The sequence below is a fragment of the Actinomadura rifamycini DSM 43936 genome (assembly GCF_000425065.1).
Lineage (GTDB): Bacteria > Actinomycetota > Actinomycetes > Streptosporangiales > Streptosporangiaceae > Spirillospora > Spirillospora rifamycini.
In genome coordinates this window covers 160662-175648 of the sequence record NZ_KE384301.1, presented here as the reverse complement: position 1 = coordinate 175648, position 14987 = coordinate 160662, and the positions used below count along the sequence as shown (strand labels likewise).

At 74.1% G+C, this 14987-nt stretch carries 14 protein-coding genes; 11 read left to right on the top strand and 3 right to left on the bottom strand.

Features of this window, described 5'->3' with window-relative positions; all coding sequences use genetic code 11:
• Positions 1–208 precede the first annotated feature (208 nt).
• The 10 genes from H505_RS0137610 to H505_RS0137565 are packed head-to-tail and all read left to right on the top strand — an operon-like array spanning position 209 to position 10720.
• The gene (locus H505_RS0137610; protein WP_026406085.1) at positions 209–1459 is read left to right on the top strand and encodes an ABC transporter substrate-binding protein; all 1251 of its coding nucleotides are present in this window, start codon (positions 209–211) and stop codon (positions 1457–1459) included.
• Positions 1456–2496: a branched-chain amino acid ABC transporter permease gene (locus H505_RS0137605; protein WP_051301639.1), complete on the top strand. Its 1041-nt coding sequence runs from the start codon at positions 1456–1458 to the stop codon at positions 2494–2496. The genes H505_RS0137610 and H505_RS0137605 overlap by 4 nt, the downstream gene beginning before the upstream one ends.
• The gene (locus tag H505_RS0137600) at positions 2493–3560 is read left to right on the top strand and encodes a branched-chain amino acid ABC transporter permease (protein ID WP_026406083.1); all 1068 of its coding nucleotides are present in this window, start codon (positions 2493–2495) and stop codon (positions 3558–3560) included. The genes H505_RS0137605 and H505_RS0137600 overlap by 4 nt, the downstream gene beginning before the upstream one ends.
• A complete protein-coding gene (locus H505_RS0137595; RefSeq protein WP_026406082.1) occupies positions 3557–4291 on the top strand; it encodes an ABC transporter ATP-binding protein in 735 nt (244 codons plus the stop codon). The genes H505_RS0137600 and H505_RS0137595 overlap by 4 nt, the downstream gene beginning before the upstream one ends.
• On the top strand, positions 4278–4979 hold the full coding sequence (locus H505_RS0137590) for an ABC transporter ATP-binding protein (protein ID WP_026406081.1): 702 nt from the start codon (positions 4278–4280) through the stop codon (positions 4977–4979). Before H505_RS0137595 ends, H505_RS0137590 begins: the two co-directional genes overlap by 14 nt.
• Complete coding sequence (locus tag H505_RS0137585) at positions 4976–6367, top strand: MmgE/PrpD family protein (RefSeq protein WP_026406080.1); 1392 nt, start codon at positions 4976–4978, stop codon at positions 6365–6367. Before H505_RS0137590 ends, H505_RS0137585 begins: the two co-directional genes overlap by 4 nt.
• A gap of 17 nt (positions 6368–6384) precedes the next feature.
• On the top strand, positions 6385–7056 hold the full coding sequence (locus tag H505_RS46865; RefSeq protein ID WP_051301604.1) for an aspartate/glutamate racemase family protein: 672 nt from the start codon (positions 6385–6387) through the stop codon (positions 7054–7056).
• Complete coding sequence (locus H505_RS0137575; protein WP_026406079.1) at positions 7053–8447, top strand: FAD-dependent oxidoreductase; 1395 nt, start codon at positions 7053–7055, stop codon at positions 8445–8447. The genes H505_RS46865 and H505_RS0137575 overlap by 4 nt, the downstream gene beginning before the upstream one ends.
• Position 8448: 1 nt before the next feature.
• Positions 8449–9918 (top strand): dihydroorotase, encoded by a 1470-nt coding sequence (locus tag H505_RS0137570; RefSeq protein ID WP_026406078.1) that lies wholly within the window; start codon positions 8449–8451, stop codon positions 9916–9918.
• Between the two features lie 19 nt (positions 9919–9937).
• On the top strand, positions 9938–10720 hold the full coding sequence (locus tag H505_RS0137565; RefSeq protein WP_026406077.1) for an IclR family transcriptional regulator: 783 nt from the start codon (positions 9938–9940) through the stop codon (positions 10718–10720).
• 132 nt (positions 10721–10852) lie between these two features.
• Here the strand turns inward: H505_RS0137565 and H505_RS0137560 are convergent, their stop codons facing one another.
• A complete protein-coding gene (locus H505_RS0137560; RefSeq protein ID WP_026406076.1) occupies positions 10853–11473 on the bottom strand; it encodes a TetR/AcrR family transcriptional regulator in 621 nt (206 codons plus the stop codon).
• 49 nt (positions 11474–11522) lie between these two features.
• Here H505_RS0137560 and H505_RS0137555 point away from each other — a divergent pair, with 49 nt between their 5' ends.
• On the top strand, positions 11523–12473 hold the full coding sequence (locus H505_RS0137555) for an NADP-dependent oxidoreductase (RefSeq protein WP_026406075.1): 951 nt from the start codon (positions 11523–11525) through the stop codon (positions 12471–12473).
• A 60-nt stretch (positions 12474–12533) separates the two neighbouring features.
• Here H505_RS0137555 and H505_RS0137550 read toward each other — a convergent pair whose 3' ends face one another.
• Together H505_RS0137550 and H505_RS0137545 are read right to left on the bottom strand one after the other, a co-directional pair.
• Positions 12534–14675 carry an MMPL family transporter gene (locus tag H505_RS0137550; RefSeq protein ID WP_051301603.1) on the bottom strand — a complete coding sequence of 714 codons (2142 nt, stop codon included), beginning with the start codon at positions 14673–14675 and terminating at the stop codon, positions 12534–12536.
• 5 nt (positions 14676–14680) lie between these two features.
• The gene (locus H505_RS0137545; RefSeq protein WP_026406073.1) at positions 14681–14923 is read right to left on the bottom strand and encodes a hypothetical protein; all 243 of its coding nucleotides are present in this window, start codon (positions 14921–14923) and stop codon (positions 14681–14683) included.
• Positions 14924–14987 lie beyond the last annotated feature (64 nt).

Below are 14987 nucleotides of genomic sequence, written 5' to 3'. Positions count from 1 at the left end.
GATAGTCGATGTGCGATCGAGATGACCCTCGGTTCCGATGCTCACAAGTTGGCACCGGCCATCGAGTTCAGTCAAGTTTCACCTAGATATTGACCCGATTGCGTGACGGGTGCCACCATGACGCATCGGTTGTCCGGCGTTTCTCCAAGCGGAACAAGAAGGATCGCGGGGGGCGAACGGCGCCGGACACGTTGGGCGGGAGAGGTGAATGTCGGCTCGAAAGCTCGTCGCCGGGCTCGGCGCCTGCGCGGTCCTGCTGGCCGCCGCGGGCTGCGGCGGCTCGGCGCCTTCCGGCGCCGCCGGAGCGGCGGCCGGACGCGACCGGGGACCCGTCAAGATCGGTGCGCTGCATCCGGTCAGCGGCGCCTACGCGGTCGACGGCCAGCAGATGCGGCGCGGCGCCCGGATGGCGGTGGAGGCGATCAACGCGAACGGGGGGATCAAGTCCCTCGGCGGCCGCAAGGTCGAACTGGTCACCGGGGACACCCAGGGCAAGGCCGAGGTCGGCCAGAGCGAGGCCCAGCGGGTGATCTCCGAGGGCGCCGTCGGGCTCGTCGGCACCTACCAGAGCGCCGTCAGCACGAACGTCGCGGTCGTCGCCGAGCGCAACGAGGTCCCGTTCGTCATGGACGTCACCGCGTCCGACGAGATCTTCGCGCACGGCTACGACCACTCGTTCCGCGTGCAGCCCGGCAGCGAGGTCATCTCGGTGGCCGCCGCGAAGTACCTCAAGGAAGTCTCGGAGCAGGCCGGCGAGCCGGTGAAGAAGGTCGCGTTCCTGCACGAGCAGAGCGACTTCGGCAGCGGCGCCGCCGAGGCGTTCGCCGCCGCGGCCGAGGGCCTCGGGATCGAGGTCGACCCGGTCATCAGCTACGACGCGGCGACCGTCTCCGACCTCACCGCGCAGGTCACGCAGGTCAAGGCGTCCGGCGCGGACGTGCTGGCGGTCGCCGGCTACTACCGCGACGGGCTGCTCGCCGCGAAGGCGATCAACGCGGTCAAGCCCGACCTGAACGCCGTCTGGGGCGTCTCGAACGGTGCGTTCGACCAGCCCAAGTTCGTCACCGACGTCGGCGCCCTCGGCGAGCGGTACTTCAGCACCAACTACCACTTCGACGCGCAGGACCGGGAGACGCGGAAGCTGCGCGCCGAGTACGAGCGGCGCTACGGCGCCCCCATGCGCACGGGCGCGGTCCTCGCCTACGACGCGGTCCAGGTGATCGCGGCGGGCGTCGAGCGCGCGGGCGGAACCGACCCGGAGAAGGTCCGCGACGCCATCGCGGCCTCCGAGGTCGAGCCCCTCACGGTCGGGTCCGGCCCGATCTCCTTCGCCCCCAACGGAGACAACGAGAACGCCCTCCCGGTTCTCATGCAGGTGCAGAACGGCAAGGTCGTGCAGGTCTATCCGCAGGAGAAGGCCGAGGCCGAGCCCAACTACTCGGTGACGTGGCGGTCATGAGCGACATCAAGAACGGCGGGGCGGCACCCGCCCTGAACCCCGCAACCCCCGAATCGGCATCGGCGCTCCGGCGCCTCGCCCGCTCCGACGGGACCGGCGCCCTGCTGCGGCGCGCCGGCGTCGTCGGCGGACTGGCGGCGGTCGCGATCGCGATCGCGCTGCTCAAGTCCGGCAGCGGCCTGGTCGTCTGGCAGTCGGTCGTCACCGGCCTGCTGATGGGCGGGCTGTACGGGCTCATCGCGATGGGCCTCACGCTGATCTTCGGCGTGCTGGACATCGTCAACTTCGCGCACGGCGCCCTGCTGGCCATCGCGATGTTCATCGCGTTCGGCGTCGTCCAGGGCACCGGGCTCCACCCCTATCTCACGCTGCTGGTGGCGGTGCCGGCGCTCTTCCTCATCGGCGCCGCGGTCCACCGCGGCCTGCTGTCCGGGACGGGCGGCGCGTCGCTGGAGAACCAGCTGCTGATCACCCTCGGGCTCTCGCTGCTGCTGGAGAACGGCCTGCTGATGTTCTTCGGCGCCGAGCCCAAGAACGTCTCGCTGCCCGGCGACTTCCAGTTCTCCCTCTTCGGCGCGGTCGTCGCCGGGGGCCGGCTGTACGCGTTCCTCGGGGCGCTGCTCATCGGCGGGCTGCTGTTCTGGCTGCTGCGCCGCACCCGGTTCGGGACGGCGATCCGCGCGGTCGCCGCGAACGGGCAGGGCGCGGAGCTCGTCGGGCTGAACGTCCGGCGCATCCACACCCTCACGTTCGCGATCGGGACGGCCTGCGCCGGCGCCGCCGCCGTCCTGGCCGCGCCGCTCGTCACCGTGACGCCCACGCTCGGCGAGCAGTTCAACATCACCGCGTTCGTCGTGGTGGTGCTCGGCGGCATGGGCAACGTCGCGGGCGCGCTCGTCGGCGGCCTGCTCATCGGGCTCGTCGAGCAGCTCACCACGATCTACATGGACGGCCAGAGCTCGCTGCTCGGCGTGTTCGCCGTCTTCCTGGTCGTGCTGTTCCTGCGGCCCCAGGGTCTGTTCGGGAGGCGCGCATGACCGGCATCACCATCACCGGGGGGCGGGACGCGGCCGCCGCCCGCTCCGCCAAGGCGCCGCCGCTGCGGCCGCAGTACCGGCAGCTCGCCGTGCTCGGGGTGCTGCTGCTCGCCGCGATCCCGCTGCCGCTGCTGCTGCCGTCCGCGCAGGGCGCCGTCGCCGTCCGCATCCTGATCTTCGCGATCATGGCGATCGGCTGGAACACCATGAGCGGCTTCGGCGGCATGTTCAGCTTCGGGCACGCCGCGTTCTTCGGCCTCGGCGCCTACACCAGCGCCTACCTGCTGGTGAACCACGGCGTCTCGCCCTGGATCGGGATGCTCGCCGGCATGGCCGTCGCCGCGGCCGCCGCGGTGGTCATCGGCTACTTCGCGTTCCGGTACAAGCTGCAGGGCGCCTACTTCGCGCTGGCGACGTTCGCGTTCGCCGAGATGCTGCGGCTCATCGTCACCACCAGCGAGTTCACCAACAAGGCCGTCGGGTTCTCGATCCCGCTGATCGACGGCTCCTCGCTGTGGAAGATCCAGTTCCCCGCGGACTCGCCCGCCTACTTCTGGGTCGCGCTCGCCCTCGCCGGCGTCGCCGCGCTGGTCAGCATCCTGTTCCTGCACTCGCGGACCGGGCGGTACGTCACCGCGATCCGCGACGACGAACTGGCGGCCGCGTCCCTCGGCACCCCCGTCATGCGCTACAAGCTGATCACCGTGGCGCTGTCCGCCGCGATCACCGCGGTGGCCGGGGCGTTCTACACGCAGTACTACCTGTTCGTGAACCCCGAGCTGGCGTTCGGCTCGTCGGTGTCGGTCCAGGCGATCGCCACCGTCGTGATCGGCGGGATCGGGACGATCTGGGGCCCGGTCGTCGGCGCGGTCATCGTCGGCTCCCTGTCCGACGTCACCGCGACGCTGCTGCGCACCCCGCCGGAGTTCCTGAGCTTCCTGCAGGGCCGCAGCGGCCTCGACGTCGCGCTGTACGCGGTCCTGCTGATCGTGATCGTCCGGGTGCTGCCCAAGGGCATCGTCGGCACGCTGACCTCGAAGATCTCGGCGAGGAGGAGACGATGACCATTCTCGAGGCGACCGGCGTCGGCAAGGACTTCCGGGGCCTGCGGGCCCTCTCCGACGTGGACTTCCGCGTGGAGCAGGGCGAGATCCTCGGCATCATCGGCCCCAACGGCGCCGGCAAGACCACCCTGTTCAACGTCGTGTGCGGCGCCCTCGCGCCCGACACCGGCAGCGTCAAGCTGAGCGGCGCGGACATCACCGGCGCGAAGCCGCACCGCATCGCCCGCGCCGGCATGGTCCGGACGTTCCAGCTCATGCGGCCGTTCGCGAGCATGACCGTGCAGGAGAACGTCGCCCTCGCCGCCCAGCACCGGCGCCTGTCCGCCCGCCGGCTCCGCGACGCGTCCATGGAGATCGCCGAGCGGGTCGGCCTCGGCGACTGGGCGCACCGGCCCGCGACCGAGCTGCCCACGGCCGGGCTCAAGCGCCTCGAACTCGCCCGCGCCCTCGCGATGAGGCCGCGCGTGCTGCTCCTGGACGAGGTGCTCGCGGGGCTCGTCCCGTCCGAACGCGAACCCGTCCTGGACCTCCTGGCGGACCTGCGCGAGAAGGACGGCACGACCCTGCTGTTCATCGAGCACATCATGGCCGCGGTGATGCGGCTGTCGGACCGCGTCCTCGTCCTCGACCAGGGCACGGTGCTCGCCACCGGGTCGGCCGAGGAGGTCACCTCCGACCCCCGCGTGATCGAGGCGTACCTCGGAGAGGAGCCCGGCGATGCTGAAGCTTGAGCGGGTCTGCTGCGGCTACGGCCGCATGCAGATCCTGCACGACGTCGACCTGCGCCTGGACGAGGGCGAGATCGTCGCGCTCGTCGGCGCGAACGGCGCGGGCAAGACCACCACCCTGCGCGCCGTCTGCGGGCAGCTCCGCCCCGGCTCCGGGACGATCACGTTCGACGGGAAGTCGACCCTCGGGCGCCGCCCCGACGAGCTCGTCCGGGACGGACTCGTGCACGTCCCCGAGGACCGCGCCCTGTTCGGCACCCTCACGGTCGAGGAGAACCTCCGCATGGGCGCCTGGACCCGCACCTCCGAGGAGTGCGAGGAGTCCATGCGCGAGGTGTTCGACCTCTTCCCCGTCCTGGCCGAGCGGCGCCACCAGGTCGCGCAGACCTTCAGCGGCGGCCAGCAGCAGATGCTCGCGATCGCCCGCGCGCTGATGGCCCGCCCCCGGCTGCTCATGCTGGACGAGCCGTCCACGGGCCTGTCGCCCAAGCTGACGTGGACGATGCTCGACGCGGTCAAGCGCATCCGCGACACCGGCGTCGCGGTCCTGCTGGTGGAGCAGAACGCCAAGCAGGCGCTCGGCATCGCCGACCGCGCCTACGTGATGGAGAGCGGCGCCACCGTCCTGCACGGCACCGGCGCCGAGCTGGCCGGCTCGGCCGAGGTCCGGAAGGCGTACCTGGGGCTGTGACGGACGTGAACACCGGTCAGGGCACGGACACCAAGGCCCGCGCGCGGGAGGGCACCGCGCGGCTGGGGGAGTGGGTCGCCGGGCTCGACGTCGCGGACGTCCCGGCGCCGGTCGCGGCGCGGCTGTCGCTCGTCCTGCTCGACACGCTGGGCGTCACCGCGCTGGGCGCCGCGCTGGACGAGCAGCGGGCGCTGCGCGCCGCCTGGAACGCCCCCGACGGGCCCGCCCCGCTGATCGGCGGCGGCCGGTCGGCGACCGTGGACGCCGCCGCCTGGCTGAACGCGAACGCGCTGGTCGCGCTCGAACTGGACGAGGGCAACAAGTACGCCAAGGGGCATCCGGCGGCGCACGGCTTCCCGGCCGTCCTGGCGCTGGCCGCCGAACGGGACGCGTCCGGCGCCGACACGGCCGCCGCGCTGCTGGCGGCCTACGAGGTCGCCGCCCGGTTCGGCCGCGCCGCCCGGCTCCGCGCGGGCGCCCACCCGCACGGCAACTGGGGCGTGGCGGGCGCCGCCGCCGGCTGCGCGCGGCTGCTCGGCCTGGACGCGGGCGCGGCGGCGGCCGCGATCGACGCGGGCGCGGGCATGCCGATCGCCGGGCACTTCGCGTCCGCGACCGACGGGAACCCGGTGCGGAACGCGTGGATGGGCGCGTCGAACGCCGCGGGCCTCGCGGCGGCCCGCATGGCGGCGGCCGGGATCGCCCGCAACACCGGCACGGCCGCCCTGACGCTCGGCGACCTGCTCGGCGAGCTCGACCCCGGCGAACTGACCGGCGGGCTCGGCGAACGCTGGGACGTGACCCGCGGCTACTTCAAGCGGCACGCGTCCTGCTCGTTCACCCATCCGGCCGCCGACGCCGCCCTCGACCTGCGCGGCGACCTCGACCCGTCCCGCGTCGCGGCGGTCCTGGTGGAGACGCACGCGCTCGGCGCGGGCCTCGCGTCCGCCGAGTGGGACAACCGGCTGTCGGCGATGTTCTCCACCCCGTTCGCCGTCGCCGCCGCGCTGCTCGACGGCGAGGTCGGCCCCGGCGCGTCCGGCCCGGACCGGCTCGCCGACCCGGCGCTGCGCGGGCTCGCCCGCCGCGTCCGGGTGGTGGCCGCCGACGATCTGACCGCGCGCCTCCCCGACGAGCGCCCCGCCCGCGTCACCGTCGAGCTGGACGACGGCACGCGGATCGTCCGCGAGGCGCCGAACCCCGTCGGGGACGCCGACCACCGCCCCCTGGACGAGCGCGACGTCGTGCGGCTGCTGCACCGGTGGCTGCCCGGCGGGTCCGCGCTGATCGACCGGGCCGCCGGGTTCGCCCGCGACCTGCCCGCCCTGCCGCGCGTCGGCGCGCCCCTGCGCGGGCTCGCCGGCGCGCCCGACGGCACCGAGAAGTGAAGTGAGGAGATGAGCGGATGCGCGCCCTCGCGGTGACGCCGATCCATCTGCCGCCGGACGAGGTCCGGCGGCGGCAGGCCCGCTACGACCGGCTGGCCCCGCCCGGCCTGACGGTCGAGCTGCGCGACGTCGGCCCCGCCGCGCCCCCGTCGCTGGAGGACGAGGCGGCCGTGCGGGCGTCCGAGAGCGCGGTGGCGGCCGCCCTCGCCGAGGCGGGGGACGGCTTCGACCTCGCCTTCCCCGACTGCGTGCTCGACCCGGCCGTCCCGGACGGCGCGGCGGCCCCGGGCGGCGGCGTGCCGGTGAACGGCCTCCTCAAGCTGAGTAGTATGCACCTCTCTGCGCTGAACGTCCGGTTCGGTGCGGTGGTGCGGAACGAGGCGATCGCCGCGGAGCTGGACCGACGCCTGCGGGCCTACGGCCTCGCCGGGAACCTCGCCGGGATCGCGATCCTCGCGCTGCCGTTCGACGCGATCGCCGACACGGCCGCGTGGAACGCCGCGCTCGGCGACGCCGTCGCCGTCCTGGCGGAGGCCGGGGCGACCGCGGTGATCAACGGCTGCTCGGCCGTGGACGTCGAGGACGCGGCCCTGGCCGCCGCCGTCGTCGACCCGACGGCCCTCGCGCTGCGGCTCCTCGTCGCCCGCGCCGAGGCGGACGCGGCGGTCACCGGAAAGAAGGACGCATGAGCGACGGACCCGACCTCGTCGTCGCGGGCGCCGGCGGCGGCCTCGCCGGAGCCCTGCGCGCCGCCGAACTCGGCCTCGACGTGCTCGTGGTCGAGGCCGACGAGCACTTCCGGCGCGGCAACAACACCTCGATGTCGACCGCGATGTTCCCCGGCGCCGGCTCGCGCTGGCAGCGGGACGCGGGCATCGACGACTCCCCGGACCGGTTCGTCGCCGACATCGACGCCAAAACCGGCGGGACGGCCGACGCGCGGCTCGCCCGCACCCTCGCCGACGTCAGCGCGCCGCTCGTCGAGTGGCTCGCCGACTCGGTGGAGCTGCCGCTGTCGCTGGTCACCGACTTCAACTACCCGGGCCACGCGGTCCCGCGCTGCCACTCCGTCCCCGGACGGCACGGCTCCACCGTGATCGACCACCTGGCCCGCCGCGTCCGCGCGCACCCGGGCATCGACCTGCTCGTCCCGGCCCGCCTCGCCGACGTCGCGACCGGCCCGGACGGCGCCGTCCGCGCGGCGGTCGTCCAGTACCCGGACGGGACGCGCGAGGAGATCCCGACCCGCGCGGTGCTGCTCGCGACCAACGGGTTCGGCGCCGACCGCGACCTCGTGGCCGAGCACCTCCCGGAGATCGCGGGCGCCCTCTACCACGGCGGCGAGCACTCGCGCGGGGACGCGCTGCGGATCGGCGGCGGCCTCGGCGCGGCCACCGGCTACCTGGACGCCTACCAGGGCCACGGGGCCGTCGCGCCCGGCGCGGGCACCCTCGTCGGCTGGGCGACGATCATCCACGGCGGGTTCATCGTGGACGCCGGCGGGCGCCGGTTCGGCAACGAGACCCGCGGCTACTCCGAGTACGCCGCCGAACTCGCCGCCCGGCCGGGCGCCACCGGCTGGATCGTCCTCGACAAGACCGTCCACGACCAGTGCGGCGCGTTCCAGGACTTCCGCGACACCGTCGAGTCGGGCGTGCTGGTGTGGGCCGACGATGCGGCGGGGCTCGCCGAAGCCGCGGGCCTCCCCGCGGACGCCCTCGCCGACGAGATCGCCCGCACGGCCGCCGTCGCGCGCGGCGAGACCCCCGACGCGCACGGGCGCACGAACTGGGAGCGCCCGCTCGAACCCCCGTACGCCGCCGTCCGGGTCGTCCCGGCCCTGTTCCACACCCAGGGCGGCCTCATCGTGAACGAGGACGCGGCCGTCGTCCGTCCGGACGGCACCCCCGTCCCGGGCCTGTACGCGTCGGGCGGCGCGGCGGCCGGGATCTCCGGGCACGGCGCCGCCGGCTACCTGCCCGGCAACGGCCTGCTGCCCGCGTTCGGGCTCGCGTACCTGGCGGCCGGCGCCGCCGCGCGCGGGCGCACCGCTCCCACCCCGCACACCGAAGGAGAATGAGATGGCCACGACCGAACTGCTGATCAAGAACGTGCGGGTGGTCCGTCCCGACGCCGCCGACGGCACCGAGCCCGAGGCTCTGGACATCGCCGTCAACGACGGCAAGATCGTCCGCCTCGCCCCGGACCTGCCGGACGACGACGCCGCGACCGTGGTCGACGGCGGCGGCCTGCTGGCGTTCCCCGGCGTGGTGGACGCCCACCAGCACTGGGGCATCTACAACGAGCTGGCCACCGACACCCGCACCGAGAGCCGCGCGAGCGCGCAGGGCGGCGTCACCGCGTCGCTGACCTACATGCGGACCGGCCAGTACTACCTGAACAAGGGCGGCCCCTACCGCGAGTTCTTCCCCGAGGTGCTGGCGGCCTCGCAGGGCAACGCCTACGTCGACTACGCGTTCCACCTGGCGCCGATGATGGCGCAGCACATCGACGAGATCCCCTACCTCGTCGAGGAGCACGGCGTCACCTCCTTCAAGATCTTCATGTTCTACGGCAGCCACGGGCTGCACGGCCGCTCCACCGGCCAGAGCGACTTCCTGATGACACCGCCGGACGAGCGCTACGACATCGCGCACTTCGAGTTCGTCATGCGCGGGATCCAGAAGGCCCGCGAGGAGCTGTCCGACTACGCCGACCACATCTCCCTCTCGCTGCACTGCGAGACCGCCGAGATCATGACGGCGTACACCAAGCTTGTCGAGCAGGACGGCTCCCTCACCGGCCTGCGCGCCTACAGCGCGTCCCGCCCGCCGCACTCCGAGGGCCTCGCGGTCACGATCGCGTCCTACCTCGCGCACGAGACGGGCCTGCCGAACATCAACCTGCTGCACCTGTCGTCGGAGAAGGCGCTGTCGGCCGCCCTCACCATGAAGGCCGCCTTCCCGCACGTCGACTTCCGCCGCGAGGTCACCATCGGGCACCTGCTCGCCGACGTCGACACCGCGCACGGCCTCGGCGGCAAGGTCAACCCGCCGCTGCGCGACCGCGACGACGTCGAGGCCCTCTGGCGGCACGTCCTGGCGGGCGAGGTCGACTGGGTGGTCAGCGACCACGCCTGCTGCCGCGACGAGATGAAGTTCGGCGCCGACCGCGACGACATCTTCCTCGCCAAGTCCGGCTTCGGCGGCGCCGAGTACCTGCTGCCCGGCCTCGTCGGCGAGGGCACCAAGCGGGGCCTGTCCCTCCAGCAGGTCGCGCGCCTCACCTCGTGGAACCCGGCCCGCCGGTACGGCCTGGTCGGCAAGGGCGCGATCGCGGAGGGCTTCGACGCCGACATCGTCCTCGTCGACCCCGACGCGTCCTGGACGGTCCGCGCCGCCGACTCCGAGTCCACCCAGGAGTACACGCCGTTCGAGGGCTTCGCGATGTCGGCGAAGGTCACCGACACGTTCGTCCGCGGCAACCGCGTCTACACGGGCGGAAAGGTCGTCGGCGACCCCGTCGGCCGGTACGTCCCGCGCGGCCGATGAGGTTCCCTAGGATCTTCGCGTGACCAACCAGACCGCCGCACCGCCCGCCGGCGGCACCGAGGTGGCGGGGCGCGTCGCCGACGTCCTGCTGCTGTTCGCCGGCGGGCCCGAGTACCTCGGCGTCAGCGCGATCAGCCGGGAGCTCGGCATCTCCAAGGCCGTGGTGCACCGCATCCTGCAGTCGCTGCTGTCGCGGGAGATGCTGGAGACCGACCCGGGCACCGCCCGGTACCGGCTCGGCCCCGCCGCCGTCGCGCTGGGCGTGAGCGCGCTCCGCCGCTTCAACATCCGCAACGCCGCGGCGCCCGCGCTGCGCAGGCTGCGGGACGAGACGGGCGAGACGACGACGCTGTCGGGGCTCGTCGGCGACGAGCGGGTCTACCTCGACCAGTTCGAGAGCCCGTACGAGGTCAAGATGACGGTCGAGGTCGGGCGCCGGTTCCCCCTGCACGCGGGGTCGTCGAGCCGGGTGATCCTGGCGTTCCTGCCCGAGGAGCGGCGCGAGGCGATCCTCGCCCGCCCCCTCGCCGCCCTCACCGACCGCACGGTCACCGACGGGGCGGTCCTGCGCGACCGCCTCGCCGAGGCCGCCCGCGAGGGCGTCGCGGTCTCTTTCGGGGAACGCCAGGCCGACGCCGGCTCGGTCGCGGCGCCGCTGTTCGGCCCGGACGGCGAGGTGCACGGCGCGATCAGCGTCTGCGGCCCCCGCCACCGCTTCACCTCCGAGGCCGTCGACCGCTACCGCGTCCTCGTCCGCGACGCCGCCGACGAGATCACCCGTAACTGGACGACGCGGCGCTAGAACGTCCGGAAGACGCCGTCCAGTTGCAGGTCGCTGACCTGCACGAAACGGTCATGCCGACGAACCCGGGGAGGACCGGGCCGGTCGTGAGAGCCGTTCGGCGGCCGGAAACGCCCGACAGTGGACCGCGCCCTACCGCGGGGCCAGCGGCAGCCGGACGGCCGGCGGCAGCGGCGCCGGGACGGGCCTCGCACGGAACGACTGGAGCATCAGGGCCGCGAAGCGGCGGGACGCGGCCGCCCGCAGCGCGGGCGACTCGGCGCGGATGCCGTCGTTCGCCATCATCGCCAGGACCATGTCCTCCAGGACGAAGTCGCCGCGCAGCTCGCCCGCCTCCTTCGCGCGGCGGATCAGTTCGAGCAGCCCCCGGATCGCGCGGTCGCGGTCGGCGGTGAAGTCGACCGCCCGGGGGAGCTGCGATACGAACGCGTGGAACCCCCGGTCCAGGGCGTGCGCCTCCAGGAGCTTCGCGATCACCAGGCTGAAGCCGCGCCACGGGTCGTCCGCCGCCAGGCCCTCCTCGACGAGGGACGAGCACACGGCGAGCTGCTCGGAGAACGCCTCGGCGAAAAGGGCCTCCTTGGTCGGGAACCGCCGGTAGACGGTCGCGGTGCTCACCTCCGCGCGCCGGGCGATCTCCCGGACCGGCACGTCGAAGCCGTCCGCGGCGAACGCGACGCGGGCCGCCGCGAGAATGCGCGCCCGGTTGTCGACGGCGTCCGAACGCAGTTTCCGACTCACTTCGGCCGTCACGACTCTCACTTTAGTCAACCGGCCGCGAGGTCTCTTTACGGTTCGGCTCATGAGAGCTGTTCAATTTTCCCAGTACGGACCGCCCGGCGTCGTGCACGTGGCGGAGGTCGAGGAACCGCACCCGGGGCCGGGAGAGATCCGCATCGCCGTCCGGGCGTCCGGACTCGCGACGGGCGAGGTCTCCCTCCGCGCCGGGACCCTGCGCGACGCGATGCCCGCGGCGTTCCCGTGGCGCACCGGAGCCGAGGCCGCCGGCGTGGTGGACGAGCTCGGCGACGGCGTGACCGGAACCGACGTCGGCGACGAGGTGTTCGGCCTGACCCCCATGGCCGTCCGCGGCGCGAACGCCGACCACGCCGTCCTGGCCGCGTGGGCGCCCAGGCCCGCCGCGTGGAGCTGGGAGGAGGCGGGCGGTGCCGCGGGCGGTGCCGAGACCGCCACCCGGGTCTTCGACCGGCTCGCGGTCGGCGCGGGGCACACGGTGCTGGTGCAGGGCGCCGCGGGGGCCATGGGCACGATCGCCGTCCAGATGGCGGCCGCCCGCGGGGCCCGCGTCATCGGGACGGCGAGCGCCCGCAACCACGACTTCCTGCGGTCGCTCGGCGCGGAGCCGACGGTGTACGGGCCCGGCCTGGTCGAGAGGATCCGGGCGCTGGCGCCGGCGGGCGTCGACGCGGTGTTCGACTGCGCCGGCGGCGCGCTGCCCGATCTGGTGGCCGCCGCCGGGGACCCGGCGCGCGTGGTGACGATCGCCCCCGACCCCGCCGCGGGCGCCCACGGCGTCCACATGTCGCACACCGCGCCGGCCGGCGGCGGGGATGGGCCCCTGGGCGGCGCCGACCCGCAAGCGTCGCACGGCCTGCGGATCGCGGTCGACCTCGCCGCCGCGGGACGGCTGCGGGTGCCGGTCGCGGCGGCGTTCCCGCTCGCCGAGGCCGCGGCCGCCCACGAACTGAGCGAGACCCGCCACGCCCCCGGGAAGATCGTTCTGGTGAACTGACGCCGGGCGCGGCGCGGGCGGGCGCTCGCGGCCGTCGGGAGCGCCCGCCCGGGGCGGATGTCAGTGCTCCGGGCGCTCCAGCGCGACCCTGGGCAGGACGCGGGCGAGGGGAGCGGGGAGCCACCAGGCGCGGTCGCCCAGCAGGCGCATGACCGCCGGGACGATCAGGCAGCGGATCACGACCGCGTCGAGCAGGACGGCGACGGCGAGGCCGAGGCCGAACTGCCGGAGCATCCGGTCGGGGCTGAGGACGAACGCGCCGAACACGACGATCATGATGGCGCCGGCGGCCGTGATGACCTTGCCCGTGGCGGCGAGGCCCTCGCGGACCGCGTGCGCCGAGTCGCGGGTGCGCTCCCACTCCTCGTGCATGCGGGACACGAGGAACACCTCGTAGTCCATCGACAGCCCGAACACGATCGCGAAGATCATCACCGGGATGAAGGACTCGATCGGGCCCGGCGGGACGCCGAACCGGCCGTCCTGGAAGACGAGGGCGATCGCGCCGAGCGCGGCGGCGATCGACAGCAGGTTCAGCGCCGCCGCCTTGAGCGGGATCAGCAGCGACCGGAACACCACCATCAGCAGCAGGGCCGACAGCCCGACGACGACGGCGACGAACAGCGGCATCCGGTCGGCGACGGAGTCGGCGAAGTCCTGCGCGGCGGCCGTCGGGCCGCCGACGAGGTACTCGGCGCCGGTGCGGTCCGCCAGGGACGGCAGGACGCCGTCGCGGAGGTCGTGGACCAGGTCGGCCGTCCGCTCGTCCTGCGGGGACGTCTCCGGGTAGGCGATCACGGTGTGCGCCCCGCCGTCGGCCGAGGGGAACGCCGGGCTCGCCGAGGCGATGCCGGGGGCGTCGCGCAGCGTCTCGCTCAAATCCGCGGGCGAGCCCTCGGTGACCACGATCAGCGGCCCGTTGAAGCCCGGCCCGAAGCCCTCGGCGAGCAGGTCGTACGCCTGGCGGCTGGTGCTCGAGGCGGCGCCGTTGCCCGCGTCGGCGAAGCCGAGCCGCAGGTCGAGCGCGGGCGCCGACAGCCCCAGCAGCAGGACGACCGGGATCAGCAGCGCGGGCCACGGGCGGCGCTGCACCGCCGCGCCGAGCCGCCGCCACCGCTCGTCCCGCACCTTGTGCGCCCGCTTGCGGACGTGCCGCCGGATGCGGTCGCCGAACACGGCGAGCAGCGCGGGCAGCATCGTCAGCGCGGCCGCCATCGTCATCAGGACGGTCAGCGCGACGGCGAGCGCCACGCCCTGCAGGGCGCCGAGGCCGAGCACGATCAGGCCGAGCAGCGCGATGATCACGGTGCAGCCGGCGAAGAAGACGGTGCGCCCGGCGGCGTCGAGGGCGGTGCGGGTCGCGGCGGCGGGGTCGGCGCCGCGGATCAGCTCGTGCCGGAACCGGTAGAAGATCAGCAGCGCGTAGTCGACGCCGACGCCGAGCCCGATCAGCATCATGATCGGCGGGGTGAAGTCGGCGACGGTGAACACGTGCGAGGCCAGCGCGATCAGCCCGACCGCGCCGCCGACCGCGAACAGCGCCGTGGCCAGCGGCAGCGCCGCCGCGACGAGGGAGCCGAACAGGAACACGAGGATCACCAGGGCGGCGAGCATCCCGGCGCCCTCGGCGGCGCCGCCCCCGCCCTCTTCGGCGCCCCGCACCGGGTCGCCGCCGAGCTCGATCCGCAGCCCGTCGCCCGCGGCGCCCTGCGCCGTCTCCATGATCTCGGTGACGTGCTCCTTCGGGACGTCCTCGGCCGACCCGTCGAGGGTGACGGCCGCGTACCCGATCGTCCCGTCCTCGCTGAGGCCCCCGCCGCCGCGCGGGTCGAACGGGCCGCCGACCTCGGCGACGCCCGGCAGTCCCCGGACCTTGTCGAGCATCGGCTCGACGACCGCCCGGTTCCCGCGCAGTCCCGCGGCGTCCTGCATGACGATCTGGACGGTCGCGCCCGCCTGCACGGACCCGTGCCGCTCCATCAGGTCCGACGCGGCCTGCGAATCCGTCCCCGGGAGCGAGAAGTCGTTGTGGTAGGCGCTGCCCGCGGCCTGCGAGCCGACGGTGATCCCGGCGACGACCACGACCCAGAGCAGCAGGGCCGTCCAGCGGTGCCGCTGCGACCAGGACGCCAGCCGCCCGAAGACGCCTGGACGCGCGTCCTGCGACCCCGCGCGGGCCGATTCGGCGGTGTTCGCGCTCATCCGGCTCACCGCCCCGCCCCGCCGCGGCCCGCGACCCGGGCGCCGACGACCGCGCCCACGACGGCGCCGGCGAGCGGCAGACCGGCGAACAGGGCGAGCAGGGCGGCGTCGCCCTCGACGTCGAGGGTGGTGTCCAGCACGAAGTGGAAGAAGATGGCGATGGTCTCGGTCAGGACGAAGCCGACCGCCCCGCCGACGAGGAAGCCGACGAGCGCGGCGCCGGCCTTCTTGCTCGCAGTCGATGTCATGCCCCCACGGTGGAGGCGCGGAGTCCCCCGCGGCATCGGCCTGCGGACGGCATCGGCGCTACCG